Origin of the sequence: Azospirillum sp. 11R-A (assembly GCF_049472615.1) — a bacterium.
GTDB classification, from domain to species: Bacteria; Pseudomonadota; Alphaproteobacteria; order Azospirillales; family Azospirillaceae; genus Azospirillum; species Azospirillum palustre.
This window is the reverse complement of record NZ_JBCEBL010000035.1, coordinates 55,346-81,656: the sequence shown is the minus strand read 5'-3', so window position 1 is coordinate 81,656 and position 26,311 is coordinate 55,346. Positions and strand designations below refer to the sequence as shown.

General features: G+C 68.3%; 9 protein-coding genes. 7 read left to right on the top strand and 2 right to left on the bottom strand.

Annotated features, from left to right (window positions below; genetic code table 11):
* Positions 1–186 precede the first annotated feature (186 nt).
* Positions 187–15,258, top strand: coding sequence for a beta strand repeat-containing protein (locus VH569_RS31090; RefSeq protein ID WP_423320657.1), 15,072 nt, complete (start codon positions 187–189; stop codon positions 15,256–15,258).
* 50 nt (positions 15,259–15,308) lie between these two features.
* Here the strand turns inward: VH569_RS31090 and VH569_RS31085 are convergent, their stop codons facing one another.
* The gene (locus tag VH569_RS31085) at positions 15,309–15,803 is read right to left on the bottom strand and encodes a MarR family transcriptional regulator (protein ID WP_109050646.1); all 495 of its coding nucleotides are present in this window, start codon (positions 15,801–15,803) and stop codon (positions 15,309–15,311) included.
* A gap of 240 nt (positions 15,804–16,043) precedes the next feature.
* On the opposite strand from VH569_RS31085, the gene VH569_RS31080 reads away from it, so the two are divergent.
* Positions 16,044–16,742 (top strand): HAD family hydrolase, encoded by a 699-nt coding sequence (locus VH569_RS31080; protein WP_423320655.1) that lies wholly within the window; start codon positions 16,044–16,046, stop codon positions 16,740–16,742.
* A 237-nt stretch (positions 16,743–16,979) separates the two neighbouring features.
* Complete coding sequence (locus VH569_RS31075) at positions 16,980–17,150, top strand: hypothetical protein (RefSeq protein ID WP_423320654.1); 171 nt, start codon at positions 16,980–16,982, stop codon at positions 17,148–17,150.
* Between the two features lie 289 nt (positions 17,151–17,439).
* Here the strand turns inward: VH569_RS31075 and VH569_RS31070 are convergent, their stop codons facing one another.
* Positions 17,440–18,723 carry an MFS transporter gene (locus VH569_RS31070; protein WP_109050644.1) on the bottom strand — a complete coding sequence of 428 codons (1,284 nt, stop codon included), beginning with the start codon at positions 18,721–18,723 and terminating at the stop codon, positions 17,440–17,442.
* Between the two features lie 844 nt (positions 18,724–19,567).
* On the opposite strand from VH569_RS31070, the gene nifJ reads away from it, so the two are divergent.
* The 4 genes from nifJ to VH569_RS31050 all read left to right on the top strand — a co-directional run bounded on the left by nifJ (position 19,568) and on the right by VH569_RS31050 (position 26,306).
* The gene (gene nifJ / locus VH569_RS31065) at positions 19,568–23,098 is read left to right on the top strand and encodes a pyruvate:ferredoxin (flavodoxin) oxidoreductase (protein ID WP_423320659.1); all 3,531 of its coding nucleotides are present in this window, start codon (positions 19,568–19,570) and stop codon (positions 23,096–23,098) included.
* Between the two features lie 181 nt (positions 23,099–23,279).
* Positions 23,280–24,785: a tagaturonate reductase gene (locus VH569_RS31060; RefSeq protein WP_423320652.1), complete on the top strand. Its 1,506-nt coding sequence runs from the start codon at positions 23,280–23,282 to the stop codon at positions 24,783–24,785.
* A gap of 66 nt (positions 24,786–24,851) precedes the next feature.
* Positions 24,852–25,193, top strand: coding sequence for a hypothetical protein (locus VH569_RS31055; protein WP_423320650.1), 342 nt, complete (start codon positions 24,852–24,854; stop codon positions 25,191–25,193).
* A gap of 33 nt (positions 25,194–25,226) precedes the next feature.
* Positions 25,227–26,306 (top strand): LacI family DNA-binding transcriptional regulator, encoded by a 1,080-nt coding sequence (locus VH569_RS31050; protein ID WP_377807130.1) that lies wholly within the window; start codon positions 25,227–25,229, stop codon positions 26,304–26,306.
* The last annotated feature ends 5 nt before the right edge of the window (positions 26,307–26,311 follow it).

Genomic DNA, 26,311 nt, shown 5'->3' with positions numbered 1-26,311 from the left:
GCGATTGCGCTGTCGATCAGCCCGGCGCTGACCGATCTGGACGGGTCGGAAGCGCTGACGATCACGATCAGTGGCATCCCGGCCGGCGCCAGCCTTAGCAACACGGCCGGCAATACGCTGACCATCAGCAACGGCTCGATCACGCTGACGCCGGATCAGCTTGCCGGGTTGAAGATCACGCCGCCGGTGAACAGTGACGATGACTTCACCCTGACCGTCACCGCCACGGCCAAGGATGGCGTTGCCACTCCGGCCAGCGTCAGCGCACCGCTCGTGGTCACCGTCAACCCGGTGACCGACACGCCGACACTGAGCGTCACCGCGGCGACCGGCAACGAAGACAGCGCGATTGCGCTGTCGATCAGCCCGGCGCTGACAGACACCGACGGGTCGGAAACGCTGACGGTGACCATCAGCGGCATCCCGGCAGGCGCCAGCCTCAGCAACACGGCCGGCACCACGCTGACCATCAGCAATGGCTCGATCACGCTGACGCCGGACCAGCTCGCCGGGCTGAAGATCACGCCGCCGCACAACAGCGACGATGACTTCACCCTCACCGTCACGACCACCGCGAAGGACGGTGTCGCCGCCCCGGTCAGCGTCAGCGCACCGCTGTTGGTGACCGTCAACCCGGTGACCGACACCCCGACCCTGTCCGTATCCGCCGCCCGTGGCGATGAAGACACCGCCATCCCGCTGACGATCAACCCGGCTCTGACGGACACCGATGGGTCGGAGACGCTGACGATCACCGTCGCTGGCGTTCCGGCAGGAGCGACACTGAGCGCCGGCACCTCGGTCACGGAAAGCAATGGCACGACGACCTGGACGCTGACGCCTCAGCAGCTGGCCGGGTTGAAGATCACGCCGCCGGCCAACAGCGACGTCGATTTCGACCTGACGGTCACCGCGATTGCCAAGGACGGCAGCGCGCCGGTCGCGACGACGAGCCAGACCCTGCATGTCACCGTCGACCCGGTCACCGACACGCCGACGCTGAGCGTCACCGCGGCGAGCGGCAGCGAAGACACCGCGATCCCGCTGACGATCAGCCCGGCGCTGACCGATCTGGACGGGTCGGAGACGCTGACGATCACCATCAGCGGCATTCCGACCGGTGCCAGCCTCAGCAACACGGCCGGCAACACGCTGACCATCAGCAACGGCTCGATCACGCTGACGCCGGACCAACTCGCCGGGTTGAAGATCACGCCGGCGCTGAACAGCGATGCGGACTTCACGCTCACCGTCACCGCGACCGCCAAGGATGGCGTCGCCAACCCGGTTTCGGTCAGCCAGACCCTGCCGGTGACCGTCAGCCCGGTGTCGGATACTCCTTCGCTGAGCGTCACGGCGGCGACGGGCAACGAGGACACCGCGATTGCGCTGTCGATCACGCCGGCATTGACCGACACCGATGGGTCGGAGGTGCTGACGGTTACCATCAGCGACATTCCGGCCGGTGCGACGCTCGTCAATACGCTCAACGGCACGCTGACCGTTACCAACGGCTCGATCACGCTGACGCCCGACCAGCTTGCCGGGCTGAAGGTCACGCCGCCGGTGAACAGCGACGACGACTTCACCCTCACCGTCACCGCGACCTCGAAGGACGGGAGCGCCGCGCCGGCCAGCACCAGTGCGCCGCTGCTGGTGACCGTCAACCCGGTGTCGGACACCCCGACCCTGTCCGTATCCGCCGCCCGCGGCGACGAAGACACCGCCATTCCGCTGACGATCAACCCGGCGCTGACCGACACCGATGGATCGGAGACGCTGACGATCACCGTCGCCGGTGTTCCGGCCGGTGCAACGCTGAGCGCCGGCACCTCGGTCACCGAGCAGAACGGCACCACCAGCTGGACGCTGACGCCTCAGCAGCTGGCCGGTTTGAAGATCACGCCGCCGGCCAACAGCGACGTGGATTTCGACCTGACGGTCACGGCCATCGCCAAGGACGGCAGCGCGCCGGTCGCGACGGCGAGCCAGACCCTGCACGTCACCGTCGATCCGGTCACCGATACCCCGACGCTGTCGGTCAACGCGGCGAGCGGCAATGAAGACACGGCGATCCCGCTGGCGATCAGCCCGGCCCTGACCGATCTGGACGGGTCGGAGACGCTGACGATCACGATCAGCGGCATTCCGACCGGTGCGGTGCTGACCAACACGGCAGGCGATCCGCTGACCATTTCCGGCGGGTCGATCACCCTGACGGCGGGTCAGTTGGCGGGTCTGGCGATTACGCCTCCGCACAACAGCGACGATGATTTCACCCTGACCGTTACCGCGACCGCCAAGGATGGCGTTGCCAACCCGGTTTCGGTGACGCAGACCCTGGCAGTGACCGTCAATCCGGTGACCGACACCCCGACTCTGTCCGTATCCGCCGCCCGTGGCGATGAAGACACCGCCATCCCGCTGACGATCAGCCCGGCGTTGACCGACACCGATGGGTCGGAGACGCTGACGATCACTGTTGCCGGAGTTCCGGCGGGAGCGACGCTGAGCGCCGGCACCTCGGTCACCGAGCAGGACGGCACCACCACCTGGACGTTGACGCCTCAGCAGCTGGCCGGGTTGAAGATCACGCCGCCATCGAACAGCGACGTGGATTTCAACCTGACGGTCACGGCCATCGCCAAGGATGGTAGCGCGCCGGTCGCGACGGCGAGCCAGACCCTGCACGTCACCGTCGATCCGGTCACCGATGCCCCGACTCTGAGCGTCTCCGCCGCGAGCGGCAACGAAGACACGGCGATTGCGCTGGCGATCACCCCGGCGCTGACCGATCTGGACGGGTCGGAAACGCTGACGATCACGATCAGCGGTATCCCGGCGGGTGCGACGCTCGCCAACACGCTGAATGGATCGCTGACATTTACCAACGGCTCGATCACCTTGACGCCGGACCAGTTGGCCGGCCTGAAGATCACGCCACCGCTGAACAGCGACGATGATTTCACCCTGACCGTCACGGCGACTGCCAAGGATGGCGTTGCCACTCCGGTCAGCGTCAGCGCACCGCTGGTGGTCACCGTCAACCCGGTGACCGACACGCCGACGCTGAGCGTCACCGCGGCGACTGGCAACGAAGACACGGCGATCCCGCTGACCATCAACCCGGCCCTGACCGACACCGACGGGTCGGAGGTGCTGACGATCACGATCAGCGGCATCCCGGCGGGCGCGACGCTGGTCAACACGCTGAACGGGATGCTGACGGTCACCAACGGCTCGATCACGCTGAACCCCAATCAGCTTGCCGGTCTGAAGATCACGCCGCCGGCCAACAGCGACGCAGATTTCGACCTGACGGTCACCACCATCGCCAAGGACGGCAGCGCGCCGGTCGCGACGGTGAGCCAGACCCTGCATGTCACCGTCGACCCGGTGACCGACACGCCGACGCTGAGCGTCACCGCCGCGAGCGGCAATGAAGACACGGCGATTGCGCTGGCGATCACTCCGGCGCTGACCGATCTGGACGGGTCGGAAGCGCTGACGATCACCATCAGCGGCATCCCGGCGGGCGCGACGCTCGCCAACACGCTGAACGGGACGCTGACGGTCAGCAACGGCTCGATCACGCTGAACCCCGACCAGCTTGCCGGCCTGAAGATCACACCGCCGCTGAACAGCGACGGCACCTTCACCCTGTCCGTCACGGCGACGGCCAAGGACGGCGTTGCCGACCCGGTTTCAGTGACCCAGTCGCTGCCGGTGACCGTCACCCCGGTCACCGACACCCCGACTCTGTCGGTTTCGGCTGCCCGTGGCGATGAAGACACTGCGATCCCGCTGACGATCAGCCCGGCGCTGACCGATACCGACGGCTCGGAGACTCTGACCATCCGGATTTCCGGCGTTCCGGCCGGAGCGACGCTGAGCGCCGGCACCTCGGTCACCGAGCAGAACGGCACGACGACCTGGACCCTGACGCCTCAGCAACTGGCTGGTTTGAAGATCACGCCGCCGTCGAACAGCGACGTGGACTTCGACCTGACCGTCACTGCGATTGCGCAGGACCGCAGCGCGCCGGTGGCGACGGCGACGGAGACCCTGCACGTCACGGTCGATCCGGTCACCGACACGCCGACGCTGACTGTCACGGCGGCGAGCGGCAACGAAGACACGGCGATTGCGCTGGCGATCAGCCCGGCGCTGACCGACACCGACGGGTCGGAAGCGCTGACGATCACCATCAGCGGCATCCCGGCCGGTGCGACGCTCGTCAACACGCTGAACGGCATGCTGACGGTCAGCAACGGCTCGATCACGCTCAATCCCGACCAGCTTGCCGGGTTGAAGATCACGCCGCCGCTGAACAGCGACGACGATTTCACCCTCACCGTCACGGCGACCGCCAAGGATGGCATCGCCGCTCCGGTCAGCGTCAGCGCGCCGCTGGTGGTCACCGTCAATCCGGTGTCGGATACCCCGACCCTGTCCGTGTCCGCCGCCCGTGGCGATGAAGACACCGCGATTCCGTTGACGATCAGCCCGGCCCTGACCGACACCGACGGGTCGGAAGCGCTGAGCATCCGGATTTCCGGCGTGCCCGCCGGAGCGACGCTGAGCGCCGGCACTTCTGTCACGGAAAGCAACGGCACCACCACCTGGACCCTGACGAAGGACCAGCTTGCCGGCCTGAAGATCACGCCGCCGCACAACAGCGACGTGGACTTCGACCTGACGGTCACCGCAATCGCCAAGGACGGCAGCGCGCCGGTGGCGACGACGAGCCAGACCCTGCATGTCACCGTCGATCCGGTCACCGACACGCCGACGCTGAGTGTTACCGCTGCGACGGGCAATGAGGACACCGCGATTGCGCTGGCGATCAGCCCGGCGCTGACCGACACCGACGGGTCGGAAACCCTGACGATCACCATCAGCGGCATCCCGACCGGTGCGATCCTCGCCAACACGCTGAATGGCACGCTGACGGTCAGCAACGGTTCGATCACGCTGAACCCCAATCAGCTTGCCGGCCTGAAGATCACGCCGCCGCTGAACAGCGACGACGACTTCACCCTGACCGTCACCGCGACCGCCAAGGACGGCGTCGCCGATGCGGTCAGCGTGACCCAGACCCTGCCGGTCACCGTCAACCCGGTGTCCGACGCGCCGACGCTGAGCGTCACCGCCGTCACCGGCAACGAAGACACCGCCATTCCGCTGACGATCACTCCGGCGCTGGTCGACACCGACGGGTCGGAGGTGCTGACGATCCGCATCAGCGGCATTCCGGCCGGTGCGACGCTGGTCAACACGCTGAACGGCACGCTGACGGTCACCAACGGCTCGATCACGCTCAATCCCGATCAACTGGCCGGCCTCAAGATCACGCCGCCGCTGAACAGCGACGACGACTTCACTCTGTCGGTGACCGCCGTTTCCAAGGACCGCGGCGCGGCGGAGGCGACCACGACCCTGCCGCTGGTGGTCACCGTCAACCCGGTGACCGACACCCCGACGTTGAGCGTCACCGCGGCGAGCGGCAACGAAGACACCGCCATCGCGCTGGACATCAGGTCGGCCCTGACCGATCTCGACGGCTCGGAGAGCCTGAGCATCAAGATCACCGGCGTTCCCGCCGGGGCGACGCTCAGCGCCGGCAGCTACGTCACGGAAAGCAACGGCACCACCAGCTGGACCCTGACCCAGGCCCAGCTTGCCAGCCTGAAGATCACGCCGAAGGCCGACAGCGACGTCGATTTCACCCTGACCGTCACCGCGACGGCGACGGACCGCGGCCTGTCCCCCGTCTCGGTGCAGACGACCCTGGCCGTCACCGTCATCGCCGTGGCCGACAAGCCGACGGTCACCGTCACCAACGTCTCCTACGATCTGGCGGTCGGGCAGAACGACACGCTGACCGGCACCGCCGGCAACGACACGCTGTCGGGCGGTGCCGGCAACGACACCATCCTGGGCGGTGCCGGCGACGACGTGATCTATGGCGACGGCAGCGGCACCTTCACCGTCGCCCTGTCGATCACCCCCGCCGTGACCGACCGCGACGGGTCGGAATACATCTCCAAGGTGACGATCTCCGGTGTCCCGGCCGGGGCGACGCTCAGCGCCGGCACCCTCAACGCCGACGGCACCTGGACCCTGACCCAGGCCCAGCTGTCCGGGCTGAAGCTGACCGCAAAGGAAGGCGACACCACCCACCCGATCACCCTCACCGTCGTTTCGACCTCGACGGAGCTGGAGAACGGCAGCACCGCCGACAGCGACCCGCGGACGCTGACCGTCAGCTTCGGCAACACCCCGAAGGGCAACGACAGCCTGGACGGCGGCGACGGCAACGACACCATCTTCGGCGGAGCCGGCAACGACACCCTGATCGGCGGGCTGGGCGACGACAGCCTGGACGGTGGCGACGACAACGACCTGCTGGCCGGCGGCCCCGGCAACGACACCATCGACGGCGGTGCCGGCAACGACACCGTCACCTATGCCGGCTCGGCGACCGCGGTGAACGCCAATCTCGCGACCGGGGTCGGCACCGGCGAGGGCACCGACGTGCTCCGCAATCTGGAGAACGTCACCGGTTCGGCCTTCGACGACGTCATCACCGGCGACGGCGGCGCCAACATCCTGCTCGGCGGCGGCGGCAACGACACCATCACCGGCGGGGCCGGGACCGACACCATCCATGGCGGGTCGGGCGACGACCTGTCGATCTTCACCGTCGGCACCGACGGCGGCACCGCGTCCGCTCCCGAACTTCAGGACGGCGACGCCGGCATCGACACTTTCCGGGTGATGCTGACCTCCGCCCAGATGTCCAACCCGGCGATCCTGGCCGACCTGCGCACCCTGCGCGACCGGATCGAGGCGGCGGCGGCCGATCCCAACGCCGCGACCAAGGACACCGATGTCGCCAACGCCCTCACCCTGACGGCGCTGGGCATCAAGGTCGCGGATTTCGAGAAGCTCGAAATCTACGTCGACGGCCAGCCGGTCAATGTGCGCGAGGTGCTGAACTACACCCCGACGGCAACCGCCGCCGCCGCCACCACGGCCGCCGTCGAGGACAACGCGGTCACCAGCCGCCTCGTCGCCACCGACCAGGACACCCTCAACGGGCGCACTGACGACAGCCTGACCTTCAAGGGGCCGGGCGACAACGGCCAGCCGGTGCGGCTGGCGCACGGCACGCTGGTGGTGAACGCCGACGGCACCTTCACCTACACGCCGGACGCCGATTTCAGCGGAACCGAGACCTTCTCCTTCACGGTGACCGACGCCTATGGCGGCACCTCCACCGCCACGCAGACCATCAAGGTGGCGCCGGTCGCCGACCCCATCACGCTGACCACGCTGAACGCGCGCGGCAACGAGGATGCGGCCGGCGGCATCGCCATCGCCCCCACCATCACGCTCAGCGACGTCGATGCCGCCAGCCCGGAGGCGGTGGAGACGGTCACGCTGACCATGTCGGCCGCGCAGCTGGATGTGGCGGGCGCCAAGCTGTACCTGAACGGCACGGAGCTGACGCGCAGCGGCACCGGGACCTACAGCTGGACGATCCCGACCAGCGCGCTGGTTGCCGGCGGATCGGCCGGAACCTGGACGGTGTCCGGCCTGAAGATCGTCACCACCCGCAACTCCGACGCCGATCTCACCTACACCCTGACGGTCGGGACCATCGACAGCACCAGCGCCGGCACGGTGCGCGGCAGCAAGTCGGCGACCGGCACCATCACCGTCGATGCGGTGGCCGATGCGCCGACCGTGACCGCCGCCGCGGCGGCGACGGACGAGGACACCTCGGTCGCGCTGAAGATCACCCCGGCACTGACCGACACCGACGGGTCGGAGAGCATCGGCTACGTCACCATTTCCGGCGTGCCGGACGGGGCGAGCCTGAATGTCGGCACCCTGGTGAGCACCCAGGGCGACGGCAGCACCAGCTGGAAGGTCAACGCGGCCGATCTGGCGAGCCTGCGCCTGACCCCGCCGCACGACTTCTCCGGCACCATCACCCTCCGCGTCGTCGCCACCTCGGTGGAGCGCGAGAACGGCTCGACCGCCGATTCCGCGCCGGCAACCCTGACGGTGACCGTCACCGGCGTGGCCGACGCCCCCATCGTCATCCCCACGGCGGCGGCGGGCAACGAGGACACCGCCATCCCGCTGTCCATCGACGCCCACCTGTCCGACGTGACGGGCGAGACGCTGGACCACATCACCATCACCAACCTGCCGGAAGGGGCGACGCTGTCCGCCGGCATCCACAATGCCGACGGCAGCTGGACGCTGACCCCGGCGCAGCTGACCGGCCTGACCTTCACCCCGCCGCCGAACTATTCCGGCACGCTGACGCTGAAGATCACCGCCACCTCGGTGGAAGGGACGACCACCGCCACCTCGGCGCAGCAGTCGCTGACGGTGACCGTCACCGCGGTCGCCGACACGCCGGTCCTGTCGGCCTCCGACGCGGTGGGGCGCGAGGACACCGCCATCCCGCTGTCGGTGGTCGCAGCATTGACCGACCGCGACGGGTCGGAAAGCCTCAGCATCCTTGTCGGCGGCGTGCCGGCGGGCGCCACGCTGAACCATGGCCATTACGACGCGACGCTGGGCAAATGGGTGCTGACCCAGGCCGACCTGTCCGGCCTGACCATCACCCCGCCGGCCAACTCCAACACCGGCTTCAACCTGACCTTCACCGCGCGGGCGACGGAAGGGTCCAACGGCGCCTTCGCCGACGCGGCGGCGGTGTCCGTCCATGTCGAGGTGCAGGGCGTGGCCGACGTGGTGACGCCGAACGGCACACTGACCGCCCGCGGCGACGAGGACACGGCGATCAACCTGAAGCTCGGCGATCTGGTGATGACCGACAATGACGGGTCGGAACGCCTGTCGCTGGTCGTCAGCAACCTGCCGTCGGGCTCCTGGCTGTCGCTGGCGGCCGGGCACGAGAGCGGTCTGGTCTATCTCGGCAACGGCCGCTGGTCGGTCGATGCGGAATACCGCAACGAACTGACCCTGACGACCAGGAAGGACTTCTCCGGCACCATTTCGCTGAAGGTGGACGTCATCACCACCGACAGCAACGGCGCGCCGATCGTCACCGTGAACGGCGTGACGTCGGGCGGGACGCTGAAGGACACCCGCGACCTGACGGTCACCGTCGATCCCAAGGCGGACGAGCCGGTCGTCTCGATCGGCGCCAGCGGGCTGGAGGATGCCGTCGGCGGCATCCCGCTGACCATCTCCGCCCTGACCGGCGACAGCGACGGGTCGGAGCACATCTCCTCCATCGTCATCTCCGGCCTGCCGGCCGGGGTGACGCTGACCAGCAGCGATGCCGGCGCGCTGACCGCGAATGCCGACGGCAGCTGGACGGTCGATCCGGCGAAGCTCGGCAACCTGCGCCTGATCGTGCCGGCCAACAACGCCGACGACTTCACCATCACCGTCAAGGTGACGGCGATGGACGGCACCGACACCCTGACCAGGACCTACACCCCGACCGTCACCATCACCGCGGTGGCCGACGCGCCGGTGTCGCATGCCGCCGACGGTTCGGCGGTGCCCTACCATGTCGACGACCAGTCGACGACCGGCGTGCCGGACGGCTTCGTGCTGAACCTGAACGCCTTCCTGGCCGACACCGACGGGTCGGAAAAGCTGGCGGTCACCATCGGCGGCGTGCCGAAGGGCACGGTGCTGTCGCGCGGCATCGACAACGGCAACGGCACCTGGACGCTGACCGCGGAGGACTATACCGCGGCGCTGGCCGAGGGCGGCCTGAAGCTGACCGTCAAGGATGCGAACGCCACCGGCATCACCCACACGGTGGCCGGCAGCGTCGACACCGCCAGCGTCACGCTGACGGTCAACCCCTACAGCATCGAGAGCGAGGGCGACCGCAACACCAGCGTGTCCGACAGCTTCGTGCTGAGCTGGACCACCACGGCCTCCTCGGGCGGCGGCTCGACCGATCCGGGCACCGGGGGCGGCAACACCGGCGGCGGCACCAGCCCGCCCCCTCCGCCTCCGCCGCCCCCTCCGCCGCCTCCGCCCCCGCCCCCGGTGCTGGACCCCAGCGTCGGCAGCGACCGGCCGCATGCCGTGACCACCGCCGAGGATACGTCGGTCGCGCTCGGCCTGAAGGACGGGCTGGCGAACTGGCAGGATGTCTCCACCGTCACCCTGTCGGGCATCCCGACCGGTGCCAGCCTGACCAACACGGCCGGCGACACGCTGACCGTCACCGGCGGCTCGATCACGCTGACCAAGGCGCAGCTGGACGGCCTGAAACTGACCCCGCCGTCGAACAGCGATGCGGATTTCACCCTCTCCATCGACGTGGTGTCGGGCAGCAGCAACGCCCACACCACGCTGACCCAGGCCGTGACCGTCACCGCCGTCGCCGACAGCCCGCTGCTGACCTTGCAGACGGCGTCCGGCAACGAGGACACCGCCATCGCGCTGGACATCACCGCCGCGCTGGCCGACACCGACGGGTCGGAAACGCTCGCCAGCATCATCATCGAAGGGGTGCCGGCCGGTGCCTCGCTGTCGGCCGGCTATCTCGACTCCACCACCGGGCGCTGGGTGCTGACGCCGGGCCAGCTGGCCGGGCTGAAATTCACCCCGCCGCACGATGCCAGCGGCACCTTCCAGCTGACGGTGACGGCGGTTTCGCGCGAGATCAGCAACGCCGACCGGGCGACCACGACCAAGACGCTGACCGTCGAGGTGGCGCCGGTCAGCGACGCCCCGGCCATTTCCGTCAGCGCCGCCACGGCGCTGGAGGATCATGCCGCAACTCTGTCCATCGACGCCGCGGTCACCGATCTGGTCGGCACCGGCGAGGTGATCACCGCCCTGCGGGTGACGGTTCCGGCCGGCTTCACCCTGTCGGGCGGCACGTCGCTCGGCAACGGCGTCTACGATCTGACCGGCCTGTCGGCCAGCGACCGCGCGGCCCTGACGCTGACGCCGCCCGCCAACTATGCCGGCACGGTGACGCTGACGGTGGAGGCGGCCTCCCAGGACGGCATGGCGGCCCCCGCCTGGTCGAGCAAAAGCTTCTCGGTCAGCTACACCGCGGTCGCCGACGCGCCGAACGTCACGGTCCATGACACGACGGGGGCGGAGGACACCGCAATCGCCCTGAACCTGTCGGCAAGCCTCGTCGACACCGACGGGTCGGAGACGATGGCGGTCATCCTGTCGGGCCTGCCGGCCGGTGCCGTGCTGAACCATGGCTCCAACAACGGCGACGGGTCCTGGACCCTGAAGCCGTCGGAGCTGGCCGGCCTGACCGTCACGCCGCCGCGCAACTATTCGGGCGGGATGGACCTGACGCTGACCGCCACCAGCCTGGAAAGCTCCAACAAGGACACGGCGAGCACCACCGCCACCATCCATATCGACGTGACGGCGGTCGCCGACGCGCCGACCGTCATCGTCGCCAACGCCTCGGGCAGCGAGGACACCGCCATCGCGCTGAACCTGACGGCGGCGCTGGTCGACACCGACGGGTCGGAGACCATGGCCATCGTGCTGTCCGGCCTGCCGGCCGGTGCGGTGCTGATCGATGCCAACGGCACCACCCTGACGCCCACCGCCGGCTCGGTCGCCCTGACCGCCGCCCAGCTGTCCGGGCTGAAGCTGATGCCGCCGGCCAATGCCGGCACCGACTTCAACCTGACCCTGACCGCGACGACGACGGAAACCTCCACCGGCGCCACCGCCACCACCAGTCAGCTGTTCCGGGTCAGCGTCGATCCGGTCGCCGACCAGCCCATCGTCACCTGGGCGCCGCTGTCCGGCACCGAGGACATTGCCGTGCCGCTGAACCTCTCGGTGGCGCTGTACGACACCGACGGGTCGGAGCGGCTGGGGCTGCTGACGATTGCCGGCGTGCCGACGGGCGCGCTGCTGTCGGCCGGAACGAAGAACGCCGACGGCAGCTGGACCCTGACGCCGGCCCAGCTCACCGGCCTGACCCTGACCCCGCCCGCCGACAGCGATGCGGCGATCACCCTGACCGTCACCGCCGTCAGCATCGAGTCCAACGGCAGCACGGCGACCAGGACCGTCACCGTGCCGATCACCCTGGCCGCGGTGTCCGACACCCCGACGCTGGCCGTATCGGCGGCGACGGGCAACGAGGACACGGCCATCGCGCTGACGATCAACCCGGCGCTGACCGACACCGACGGCTCGGAGACGCTGACGATCACCATCAGCGGCATCCCGACAGGCGCCAGCCTGAGCAACAGCGCCGGCAATGTCCTGACGATCAGCAACGGCTCGATCACCCTGACGCCGGCGCAGCTTGCCGGGCTGAAGATCACGCCGCCGCTGAACCGCGACGACGACTTCACCCTGACCGTCACGGCCATCGCCACCGACGGCAGCGCCGCTCCGGCCAGCACCAGCGCACCGCTGCTGGTCACGGTGAATCCGGTCACCGACACGCCGACCCTGGCCGTGTCCGCCGCGACAGGCAACGAAGACACGCCCATCGCCCTGACCATCACCCCGGCGCTGACCGATCTGGACGGCTCGGAGACGCTGACGATCACCATCAGCGGCATCCCGACCGGCGCCACCCTGAGCAACAGCGCCGGCAACACCCTGACGGTCAGCAACGGCTCGATCACCCTGACACCGGACAAGCTGGCCGGGCTGGCGATCAAGCCGCCGTCGAACAGCGATGCCGATTTCAACCTGACGGTGACCGCCACCGCCAAGGACGGCAGCGCCGCTGCGGTGTCGGTGTCCTCGACGCTCGCGGTAACGGTCAACCCGGTGTCCGACACCCCGACCCTGACGGTGTCGGCGGCGACGGGCAACGAGGACACGGCCATCGCGTTGACGATCAACCCGGCGCTGACCGACACCGACGGTTCGGAGACGCTGACGATCACCATCAGCGGCATCCCGACCGGTGCCAGCCTGAGCAACAGCGCCGGCAATGTCCTGACAATCAGCAACGGCTCGATCACCCTGACCCCGGCGCAGCTGGCCGGGCTGAAGATCACGCCGCCGCTGAACCGCGACGACGACTTCACCCTGACCGTCACGGCCATCGCCACCGACGGCAGCGCGGCACCAGCCAGCACCAGCGCACCGCTGCTGGTCACGGTTAACCCGGTTTCCGACACGCCGACCCTGAGCGTCGCGCCCGCGACCGGCAACGAAGACACGCCCATCGCCCTGACCATCACCCCGGCGCTGACCGACACGGATGGCTCGGAGACGCTGACGATCACCATCAGCGGCATCCCGACCGGCGCCACCCTGAGCAATAGCGCCGGCAGCACCCTGACGGTCAGCAACGGCTCGATCACCCTGACCCCGGACAAGCTGGCCGGGCTGGCGATCACGCCGCCGTCGAACAGCGATGCCGATTTCAACCTGACGGTGACCGCCACCGCCAAGGATGGCAGCGCCGCTGCGGTGTCGGTGTCCTCGACGCTCGCGGTGACGGTCAACCCGGTGTCCGACGCCCCGACCCTGACGGTGTCGGCGGCGACGGGCAACGAGGACGCGGCGATCCCGCTGTCGATCACGTCGGCCCTGACCGACACGTCGGAGGTGCTGAGCATCACCATCGCCGGCATCCCGGCCGGGGCCAAGCTGACCAACAGCGCCGGCAACACGCTGACGATCAGCAACGGCTCGATCACCCTGACGCCGGCGCAGCTTGCCGGGCTGAAGATCACGCCGCCGCTGAACGACGACGCCGACTTCACCCTGACCGTCACCGCGACCTCGACCGACGGCAGCGCCGCTCCCGCCTCCACCGTGGCGCAGCTGGCGGTTACGGTCCTGCCGGTTTCCGACACGCCCACCCTGCTGGTCAATCCGGCGACGGTGGCGGAGGACGGCACGGTCGCCCTGTCGATCACCCCGGCCCTGACCGACCTGTCGGAAACGCTGAGCGTCACCATCGCCAACATCCCGACCGGCGCCCACCTGTCGAACACGGCGGGCGACACGCTGACGGTCAGCAACGGCTCGATCACCCTGACGCCGGCCCAGCTGGCCGGCCTGTCGATCACGCCGCCCCACGACAGCGGCAGCAGCTTCACCCTGTCGGTCACCGCCACCTCGACCGACGGCACCGCCACGCCGGCCAGCCTGTCGCGCTCGCTGGCGGTGACGGTGACGCCGGTCGCCGACACCCCGACGCTGACCACTCCGGCCGTCCATGGGCCGGAGGACACGGCGATCCCGCTGACCATCACCGCCGCCTCCACCGACACCGACGGGTCGGAAACGGTGACGGTGCGGATCGCCGGCATGCCGGCGGGCGCCAGCCTGAACCACGGCACGCACAACAGCGACGGCAGCTGGACCCTCAGCGCGGCGGACCTGACCGGCCTGACCTACACCCCGCCGGCCGACGCCAACGGCACCGTCACCCTGTCGGTCACCGCGACCGCCCAGGACGGGGCCAGCACCGCGGCGGTCACCCAGACCCTGGCGGTGACCGTCGATCCGGTGAACGACAAGCCGACGCTGGCCGCCGCCCACACCACCACCGTGATCGCCGCCGATGCGACCGACCATCCGGCAGTGGTTTCCGACGCGACGATCACCGATGTGGACAGCAGCGTCATGTCCGGCATGTCGATCCGCATCGCCGCCGGGTCGCAGACCGGCGACACGCTGAACCTCGACAGCCTGACCATCGCGACCGATCCGTCGACCGGGCGCAAGACGGTGGCCGGCACCGGGATCGAGGTCAGCTGGGACGATGCCAACCACCAGCTGTCGCTGTCCGGCACGGCCTCCACCGCGACCTACACCGACATCCTCCACCATCTGGCCCTGACGCCCAACGGCAGCGGCGCCCGCACGCTGGAGGTGACGGTCAGCGACGATCAGGGGCTGTCCAGCGACCCGCTGGCGGTGCAGGTGCTGGTCTCGAACAGCGCGACGATGACCGGCAGCGCGGGTGCGGACATCCTGCATGCCGGCAGCACCACCACCAGCATGTCCGGCGGGGCCGGCGACGACCTGTTCATCTTCGCCCCGCGCGGCGGCGACCTGACCATCAACGGCGGGGCGGGCTGGACCGACGTGGTGGAGGTCGGCGCCTTCGTCGCCAATGCCGGCACCAACTGGATGCAGCAGCTGGACGGGCATGCCTACACGCTGGATCCGTCAGGCCACGGCCTGACCTTCACCCAGGAGACGACCGTCACGCTGGAGGACCAGAACCATCACCAGCTGGTGCTGCAGAACATCGAACGGCTGACGTTCTGATGGGATGGGGCGGACTGGCGGGGCAGGGGCAGGAGAGGCGGCGGGCGGGGTCAGGCGACCGGCGTGCCGTCCGTCTTCTCCCCTCCGGCTTCGCCGTCGCCGCTGCCCGTTTGCATGTGGGTGATGATCCGCTTCATCAGCCGGCCCAGCATCGCCCGTTCGTTGGCCGCCATGGCGGCGATGGGCGGGCTCAGCGACTGGCGCAGGGGGTCGCGCTCCAGCAGGATCCGGCCGTCGTCGGTCAGGTCGAACAGCCAGCCGCGCTTGAATCCGGGGTGCGGGCGTCGGGTCAGCAGCCCCTTGTCCACCAGGGTGGAGACGGTGCGCGAAACCGGTGCCAAGTGGATTTTCTGGAACCGCGCCAGCGCGGTCAGGGTGCGGGCCGGCTCCGGCGCGTCATGGAAATAGCGCAGCGCCACCCATTGGGCCGGGAAAAGCCCATCGGTGAAGCTGATGCCATAGACAAGCCGGCTGACCTGGTCCAGCAAGGTGACCAGATCGTCGTCGGTCGACGGGTTGTCGCCATCCTCCGGCCTTTCCGACACGCGCTTTTCTCCCTCCCGAAACTGCACCGAGCCAACCGGCGGCAAGCTTGGCGGTGGACTGTAGCGAAGTCAACGCGCCAGCGGAAGCGGCAGTCTACGCGTCTGCGTGGTGAAAGTGCCGCGACGATTCGCGTGGATTATCCTTGAGGGAAATCCATTGCCGTCCGCGGCAAAAGCTTGGCGAAAGCAGCCGGTCCGCCCCATCTGTGGTCCAACCACCACAAATCGCGGATACAGGACATGACCGGCATCCCCCGTCTGACCAACGCCTTCCTGTTCGACCTCGACGGCACGCTGACCGACACGGTCTACCAGCATGTGCTGGCCTGGAAGGAGGCATTGGACGAGGAGGGCATCGCCCTGTCGGTCTGGCGCATCCACCGCAAGATCGGCATGAGCGGCGGGCTGTTCACCAACATGCTGCTGCGCGAAACCGGTCTCGGCGCCGACCAGGCTCTGCTCGACCGGCTGCGCCACCGCCATGCGCAGGCCTACAGGCGGCTGGCTCCCGGCGTGGTTCCGCTGCCGGGCGCCCGCGAGCTGCTCGACACGCTGACGGAGCTGAACATCCCCTGGGCCATCGCCACCAGCGGCCGGATGGAGACGGCGCGGCCGGCGCTGGAGAAGCTGGGCGTCGATCCCTCGAAGGCCGCGGTCATCACCCGTGACGAGGTCGAATATGCCAAGCCGGATCCTGACCTGTTCCTGGCCGCCGCCGCGCGCATCGGCGTGGACATCGCCAGCGCCTTCGTGGTCGGCGACAGCATCTGGGACATGATCGCCGCCAAGCGGGCGCGGGCGCTGGGGATCGGTCTGCTGTCCGGCGGCTATGGCCGGGAGGAGCTGGAACGCTCCGGCGCGCTGCGCGTCTATGAAGACCCGGCCGATATGCTGGACCATCTGGACGAAGTCGGCGGGCGCCGCGGGCTGGCGCAGTAAAACTACGGTACGGGCAAGTATCCTGCCTGGACGATGCAATCGGAGCGCTGCGAGTTGTTGCCGTATTACGGATCATGCACAGTCACAGCGCTGTGATGCAGTGCAACATGATCATGCAGGACATGCGGTAACGGTGCGTTTCACAAAGGCGGAGCGGTGGCAGCATGGGTTCGCCGATGATGGTGACGCCGCTCCCCGACGCCCCGATCATCGAAACCCCGGATCAGGAGCAGCCGCATGCCCGCCCATCAGTTCACTGGCCGCCACACCGTCGCCCGCGCCCTGGTCGCCTCCGCCTTCGCGCTGGCTTCGCTGCTGTCCGTCGCGGCGGCGGCGGCCGTCACCGCCACGCCGGAACGCCCGGTCCCTGCGACCGTCATCGACAGCCAGTCCTTCCTGTTCAACTGACCGCCGTCTTCGGACCGGGCATTCTCTGATCGGATGGGCAAAAAAAAGCCGCCGGAAAACCGGCGGCTTTGAAGTCCGAGAGGAACGTCCAACAAGTTGTGCCGGGTCAACCCACGGCGCATCCAGCGGTACAGGACTAATATATTAATATCTCATCGGTCTGGCAAGCGGCTTTCCTTCTTACGCTCGTATTTTTTATCCATTATCACCGGAACGAAAACGCCCCCCGGCGGTGAGCCGGAGGGCGTCTCGATCACAGTGAAGGGGCGTTTCAGGGACGGGCGGACCGTCAGTCGGCGCCGGCCGTGGCGTTCGGGACGGCGGCGGCGGACTTCGGACCGCGCTGGCCCAGCACCAGGGCGATGATGGCGAAGGCGGCGAGATCGAACACGGTCAGGCAGGCGAACAGCGGCTCGTACCCGATGGTGGTGGCGAGCTGGCCGATCATCAGCGAGAAGATCATGCCGCCCATGTAGCCGGCCATGCCGCCGAAACCGGTCGCCGTGGCGACGTCCTGCTTTTCGAAGGTGTCGGTGACCAGGGCATAGAGCAGGCTCGACAGCATCTGGTGGGCGAAGGCGCCGAGGGAGAACAGGAAGATTGCGGCGATCGGGCTGACGGTGAAGCTGATCAGCGCCGGGCCGATCATGCAGACCGCACCGACGCCGACACCGGCGATGCGGGAATTGACCAGCGACATCTTGAAGCGCTTCACGAAGAAGGGCGACAGGTAACCGCTGAGGATGCAGCCGATGTCACCGGCCAGGAACGGCAGCCAGGCGAACAGGGCGAACTGCTTGATGTCCATGCCGCGGGTGGAGACCATGTACAGCGGGATCCAGAAGCTGAAGGTCTGCCAGGCCGGCTCGGTCAGGAAACGGGCGGCGGCGATGCTCCAGAACTTGCCCTTGCCGAGCACGCGCTTCATCGACGGCTTCGGCAGCTCGACCTGTTCCTGGCCGTCCAGGATGTAGGCGTGCTCTTCCTTGGTCAGGCGCGGATGGTTTTCCGGGTTGCGGTACAGCATGTACCACAGGGCCGACATGCCGACGCCCAGCAGACCGGTGACGAGGAAGGCTTCCTGCCAGCCATAGGTCAGCGACAGCCAGATGACGAAGGGCGGGGCGATCATCGCGCCGATGGAGCTGCCGGTGTTGAACCAGCCGGTGGCGATGGAGCGCTCCTTGGCCGGGAACCACAGGGTGGAGGTCTTGACGCCCGACGGCATGGCCGCCGCTTCGCTGACGCCCAGCAGGCCGCGGAAGAAGGCCATCGACTGCCAGCTGCCGGCCAGCGCGTGCATGGCGGCGGCGATGCCCCAGACGCCGGCGAACATCGCGTAACCCAGCTTAAGCCCGATCAGGTCGGTGATGTAGCCGGCGACCGGCTGCATCAGGCTGTAGCAGAGCTGGAAGGCGCTGACGATGAAGGAATACTGCTCGGTCGTGAAGTGGAGCTGCTCCTTGAGCGTCGGCGCCAGGATGCCCAGAGTGTTGCGGTCGATGTAGTTGACCACGGTGCCCAGCATCATCAGGGCAAGGATTTGCCACCGCAAACCACGGATCTTGTTCATCTTTTCCTCACATGCCTGCCACGGCAGGCGCCGGTGCGCACGTACAGGCCCTTCAGGCGGCGATCCTCGGGCGGGATGCCTGGCCGGCGGGTGTTCGGTGCCGGGCGAATGGGTCGCTTCCGCTCTGCTTCAAGAGGGGCGGGAGCATCGCTGACGGAGTTATATTAATATATCAGTATTTGGTGCAAGCGGTTTTCCGGTGCCGCCTTCGGCTCCTGCGAAAATGTCGCAGTCCAATGATGCGATGCGCTGATTTCTTCGCAGTCGCAGCAAAAATCCGTCCGTTTCCCGAGAGCGGTTACTTGCTGCGATGCAATATAATTGAAGGTTGAAAGGCCTGTTTTGCTGTTCGGATTTTAAAGGCGGGCCGGTCTGTCCGGTTCATCCGCCTGTAGGAAGCCACAGCATCGGCTCGCCATAAATGACCTGGATCAACGGGCTATGCGCCGTTTCCGTCCTGCCGGCAAGGGGGAGACGACCGCCATGCCGCTGCCATCTCCGCGGAAACGCTCGGCCTTTGCCAATTGCTGCAGTGCGACAATCTGGGGCCTTCCTTGCAAAAGTAATATATCAGACAGTTGTGCAGCGCAGAGCAACGGCACCCGGAAATTCCGCTCCGGACTGACCGACGTCAATGTGTCCGGCCCGCTTCGGACCGACCATTCGCCCTGGTCGACCGCCGTTTTCTGCCGCAATCCGCGCCGGCTTTTGAAAGACCCGCCGGCCCCGTCATCGAAGACGCCCCCCTCGGGAGACGACTGTCGCCAGCACAAAGGATTTTTCCGGCATGATCAAAAGCCCGACCTCCACCGCCCCCATCAGGTCCGCCTCTTCCGTCCGCATCATGGCCCGAATCATGGACGGCAACGAGGCGGCGGCCTCCGTGGCCTATCGCGCCAGCGACGTCATTGCGATCTACCCGATCACGCCGTCCTCGCCGATGGGGGAATTCGCCGACGAATGGTCGGCGGCGCACCGTCCCAACCTGTGGGGCAGCGTGCCGCAGGTGGTGGAGATGCAGTCGGAGGGCGGGGCGGCCGGGGCGGTCCATGGCGCCTTGCAGGCCGGCGCGCTGGCGACGACCTTCACCGCGTCGCAGGGCCTGCTGCTGATGATCCCCAACATGTACAAGATCGCCGGAGAGCTGACGCCCTTCTGCATGCATGTCGCGGCGCGCACGCTGGCGACCCATGCGCTGTCGATCTTCGGCGACCATTCCGACGTGATGGCCTGCCGCCAGACCGGCTTCGCCATGCTGGCCTCGGCCAATGTGCAGGAGGCGCAGGATCTGGCGCTCGTCGCCCATGCCGCCACCTTGCGGGCGCGGGTGCCCTTCCTGCATTTCTTCGACGGCTTCCGCACCTCGCACGAGTTCAACTGCATCGAGCCGCTGGCGGACGACGATCTGCGCGCCCTGATCGACGACCGTTGCGTCGATGCCCACCGCCGCCGCGGCCTGACGCCGGACCATCCGGTCGTCCGCGGCACGGCGCAGAATCCCGACGTGTTCTTCCAGGCGCGCGAGGCCGCCAACCCCTGGTACGACGCCTGCCCGGCCATCGTGCAGGAGATGATGGACCGGCTCGCCGCCCGCACCGGCCGGGCCTACCGCCTGTTCGACTATCACGGCCATCCGCAGGCGGAGCGGGTGGTGGTGGTCATGGGATCGGGTGCCGAGACCTGCAACGGCACGGTCGACCGGCTGCTGGAGCAGGGGGAGCGGGTCGGCTGCCTGACCGTCCGCCTGTTCCGTCCCTTCGCCATCGCCGATTTCGTGTCCACCCTGCCGGCGACGGTGCGGCGCATTGCCGTGCTCGACCGCACCAAGGAGCCCGGCGCCGTCGCCGATCCGCTCTATCTCGACGTGGTCGCCGCCCTGGCGGAGGCCCGCGCCGCCGATTCGAGTGCCATAGACCCTATCGTCGTCGCCGGCCGCTACGGCCTGTCGTCCAAGGAATTCACCCCCGCCATGGCGAAGGCGGTGTTCGACGAGTTGGGCCGCGACCGGCCGAAGCGCCGTTTCACCGTCGGCATCACCGACGACGTCACCCACCACTCGATCCGCTGGGATGCGGACTGGGCCGTGGAGGAGCCGGGCGTGTCCCGCGCCGTCTTCTTCGGCCTCGGCGCCGACGGCACGGTGGGCGCCAACAAGAACTCGCTGAAGATCATCCAGTCACGCAGCGGCGGCCACGCCCAGGCCTATTTCGTCTATGACAGCCGCAAGTCCGGCTCGACCACCGTGTCGCACCTGCGCTTTTCCAAGGAGCCGATCCGCGCGCCCTACCTGATCGGCCAGGCCCAGTTCGTCGCCTGCCACCATCTGCCGCTGATGGAGCGGGTGGAGGTGGCGGAGATGGCCGCCCCCGGCGCCACCCTCCTGCTGAACGCCCCCGGCACGCCGCAACAGGTGTGGGATGCCCTGCCGGCCGAGGTCCAGCGGCTCTGCATCGAGCGCAGGCTGTCCCTGCACGCCATCGATGCCGGCGCCGTCGCGCGGGAGGTCGGGCTCGGCCGCCGCGTCAACACCATCATGCAGACCTGCTTCTTCGCCCTGTCGAACGTCATGCCGGTCGAGGACGCCATCGCCGAGATCAAGGCGGCGATCGCCAAGACCTATTCCCGCCGCGGCGATGAGGTGGTGGCGCGCAACATCGCCGCCGTCGATCGGGCGCTGGCCCATCTGCATCCCGTCCCGGTGCCCGACCATGTCACCGCCGACCATGTCCGCCCGGCCCCGGTGCCGGAAACCGCCCCCGACTTCGTCAAGCGCGTCACCGCCATGATGATCGCCGGCCATGGCGACCGGCTGCCGGTGTCCGCCTTCCCGGTCGACGGCACCTGGCCGACCGGCACCTCGAAATATGAGCGCCGCAACATCGCGGCGGAGGCGCCGGGCTGGAACGCCGATCTCTGCATCGAGTGCAACAAGTGCGTGCTGGTCTGCCCGCATGCCGCCATCCGCGCCACCGTGGTGCCGGAGTCGGCGCTGGCCGGCGCCCCGGCCGGTTTCGAGACCATCCCCTACAAGGGCCGCGAGTTCCCCGGCGGCCGCTATCGCCTGCAAGCCTCTCCCGCCGACTGCACCGGCTGCACGCTCTGCGTTGCCGCCTGTCCGGTGGAAGACAAGGCGGGTTCCGGCCGCAAGGCGCTGGAGATGCGGCCGATCCAGGCGCTGGCCGGCCAGCAGGAGGCCTTCGACTTCTTCCGCAACCTGCCCGCCATCCCGCGCGAATCGGTGCCGGTCACCGTCAAGCACAGCCAGCTTCTGGAGCCGTTGTTCGAGTTCTCCGGCGCCTGCGCCGGCTGCGGCGAGACCCCCTACATCAAGATGCTGACCCAGCTGTTCGGCGACCGCATGGTGATGGCGAACGCCACCGGCTGCTCGTCGATCTATGGCGGCAACCTGCCGACCACCCCCTACACCACCGACGCCAGCGGTCACGGTCCCGCCTGGGCCAACTCGCTGTTCGAGGACAATGCGGAGTTCGGTCTCGGCCTGCGCGTCGCCATCGACGGGATGGCCGAGCAGGCGCGCGATGCGCTGGCGCTGCTGTCGGCCCAACTGGAGCCCGGCCTCGTCACCGAACTGCTGGAGGCCGGGCAGAACGATGCCGCCGGCATCGCCGCCCAGCGCACCCATGTCGCCACGCTGAGGACGCAGCTCGCCTTGCTGAAAGATCCGCTGGCCCGCCGGCTGGAGCAGCTGGCCGACTATCTGGTCCGCAAATGCGTGTGGATCGTCGGCGGCGACGGCTGGGCCTACGATATCGGCTATGGCGGTCTCGACCATGCGCTGGCGTCAGGGCGCGACATCAACATCCTGGTGATGGATACGGAGGTCTATTCCAACACCGGCGGCCAGCAGTCCAAGGCGACGCCCATCGGCGCCTCGGCCAAGTTCGCCACCGCCGGCCGGTCGGCGGCCAAGAAGGATCTGGGGCTGATGGCGATGGCCTACGACCATGTCTATGTCGCCCGCACCGCCTTCGGCGCCCGTGACAGCCACACACTGAACGCCCTGACGGAGGCGGAGGCCTACCGCGGCCCGTCGCTGGTGCTGGCCTACAGCCATTGCGTCGCCCACGGCTTCGAGCTGTCGCACGGGCTGGAACACCAGAAGCTGGCGGTGGACAGCGGCCACTGGTCGCTTTACCGCCGCGATCCGCAGCGGTTGGCCAAGGGCAAGACCGCCCTGCAACTGGACAGCGGCGCCCCGTCGGCCGGTCTCGCCGCCTTCATGGCCGGCGAGTCCCGCTTCAGCGCGGTGGAGCGCGCCAACCCTGAGCGCTTCCATGCCCTGCTGGACGAGGCCGAGGCGGAGATCCGCCGGAAGCGCCACCTGTTCGAGCATATGGCGGGGTTCAAGGAGTAGGGGGGCTCCTTCTCCCCAGGGGGAGGGGACTTCCGCCGAGTGTCGTCCTCTCCCCACCACAATGCCGCACCCTTTTCTCCTTGCCCGGCCCATTAATATATTAGTATATTGAACCCATCGCCCGTGCTTGCCCTCCTGGCGCCGGGCCCGGATTTTCAGCTCCCCTTAAGGATGCCCAGTCATGCATTCCCTGACCCGTGACCAGCTTGCCGGCGGCGCGTTCGACGTCGCTCACACCGACGGCGCCCCGACCCTGCCCGTGACCATTCTTCAGGTGGGGGACGGCAACTTCCTGCGCGGTTTCGTCGATTGGATGGTCGATGTCGCCAACGGCCAGGGATTGACCAAGGCCGGTGTCGCCATCGCCCAGCCGCTGGACCAGGGCATCGCACCGCTGCTCAACGCGCAGGACAACCTCTACACCGTCCTGCTGCGCGGCATCGAGAACGGGCAGGAAGTCGAATCCCGCCGCGTCGTCTCCTGCGTGTCGGAGGCGCTCAATCCCTATGCCGACTGGGCACGGATGGTCGAGCTGGCCGTGTCGCCGGCGCTGCGCTTCTTCGTCTCCAACACCACCGAGGCCGGCATCGCCGACCGTGAGGAGGCCTATGCGCCCGGCACCTGCCCGGACAGCTTCCCGGCCAAGGTCGCGGCCCTGCTGCACGCCCGCTACACGGCGCTGGGCGGCAGCGCCGACAGCGGTCTGGTCTTCCTGCCCTGCGAGCTGATCGAGGCCAACGGCACCAACCTGAAGCGCATCGTCCTGGCCCATGCCAAGCGCTGGGGCCTGGAGGCCGGCTTCGCCGACTGGATCGAGACGCACAACCACTTCCTGAACACGCTGGTCGACCGCATCGTCCCCGGCTACCCGAAGGACGAGGCCGCCGCGCTGTCCGCCAAGTGGGGCTATGAGGACAGGCTGGCCGTCGCCGCCGAGCCCTTCCATGTCTGGGTGATCGAGGGGCCGGCCCATCTGGCGGACGAGCTGCCGCTGCACAAGGCCGGCCTGAACGTGGTGTGGACCGACGATCTCCAGCCCTACCGCACCCGCAAGGTCCGCATCCTGAACGGCGCCCACACCGCCAGCGCACTGGCCGCCTATTGCGCCGGGCTGGACACCGTCAAGTCGATGATGGACGACCCGACCGTGTCGGCCTACCTGAACACAGTGATGTTCGAGGAGATCGTCCCCTACGTGCCCCTGCCGGAGGCCGAGCGGCAGGATTACGCCCGCACCATCATGGAGCGCTTCGGCAACCCCTATATCCGGCACGAGCTGATCTCGATCACGCTGAACTCGGTGTCGAAGTGGCAGGTGCGCGTCCTGCCCAGCCTGAAGGACGCAGTGGTCCGCAACGGCTCGGCTCCGGCCGGCCTGTCCTTCTCGCTGGCGGCGCTGCTGCGCTTCTACCGCGGCGAGCTGTCCGGCGGCGCCTATGCCGGCACGCGCGAGGCCGGGTCCTACCCGATCAGCGACAATGCCGAGGTGATCGCCGCCATGAGCGCCGCCTGGGCGGCCAACGGCAGCGATCCGAAGGCGCTGGTTGCCGCCATCCTGTCCGACGTCCGCCTGTGGAAGGAGGACCTGACCGCCGTCCCCGGCCTCGCCGCGCGGGTGGCCGACAGCCTCGCCGCCATCGAGGCGAAGGGCATGAAGGCCGCCATGGCCGATCTGGTCGCCGGCTGATCCGGCTGCCGTACCGCAGGAGAACGGGGCGCGTCCATCGGGGCGCGCCCCGAAGGCATGACATCGATGACACCCCTTCTCAGCCGGCGCATCGCCGAACTGGAGCTTGACGCGGCCGTGCTGCGCCATCGCCTGTTGCATATCCCGCTCGCACTGCAAGAGGATTGCGGTCTGTGGGCAAGCCATAGGATCATCGGTCGCGAGGCGTTGAGCCTGTTCCGGGCGGTGCGCCAGGAGACGCGTGACAGCGGGGAGGATTGCGATCCGGCGCTCGGCCGGATCGAGGCCGCCTATCAGCTCGTTCACGACGCGATCCTGGCTCTGTCCGAGCTGGCGCTTGCCGACCCGGACCATGGCGACCCGGATCGTGTCGGCATGGCCCATGCCGACCCGCCGACGCGGCACTGATGCGCCGCACCTGATGCGTGAGGAAGACCGACGATGCAGACGACCGAAACCAGGAAGCGGACACGCCGCGGCACCCAGCGGGTGACGATGACCGACGTGGCCACCGCCGCCGATGTGTCGGCCAGCACCGTCTCGCTCTATCTCCGCCGGCCGGAGGCGGTGTCCCGCCACCTCGCCGAACGCATCGCGCGGGTGATCGACGAGATGGGCTATGTGCCCAATCTGGTCGCCGGCAGCCTTGCCGCCGCGCGCAGCCGCACCGTCGGCGTCATCCTGCCGTCCATCCTGAATTCCTTCTTCGCCGAGACCTACAACACGCTCCAGGGCATGTTCCAGGCAGCGCATTACCAGACCCTGCTCGGCGTCAGCGAGTTCAGCCCGGAGGAGGAGGAAAGCCTGATCCGCGCCTTCCTCGCCTGGTCGCCGGCGGCGATGGTGGTGACCGGCTTCCACCACACCGAACGGACCCGCGCCATGCTGGCCTCCTGCGGCGTGCCGGTGGTGGAGATGTGGGACATGCCCGGCCACCCCGGCGAGGCGGTCAACATCAGCGTCGGCTTCTCGCATTTCGAGGTCGGCCGCATGCAGACCAGCCACCTCTACGACCAGGGCAGCCGCAAGGTCGCCTACATCGGCGCCGCCGCCCACCAGGATCTGCGCGTCCGCAGCCGCACCGACGGCTACGAGGCGGAGGTGATGCGCCGCGGCCTGCACGATCCCATCGACTTCACCGTTCCCGACGCCGCGACGACGGAGGTCGGGCGCTGGCTGATCGACGAGATCCTGACCCGCCATTCCGACATCGACGGCGTGGTCTGCTCCAACGACGCGCTGGCGCTGGGCGTGCTGTTCGAGGTCACCCGCCGCGACCTGAAGGTGCCGGACGATCTGGCGGTGGTGGGATTCGGCGACCTTCCCTTCAGCAGTTCCTGCCCGCCGCCGCTGACCACCGTCCGGCCGCCCCAGCGCGAGATCGGCCGCCTCAGCGCCACGCAGATCCTGGCGGCGCTCGACGGCGTCCGCGTCACGTCGAAGCACCACAATCTCGACTGCGAACTGGTGGTCCGCGGCAGCACCCGGCCGGTGGTAAAGGGGCCGGTTGAAAAGCGCTAGCGTCC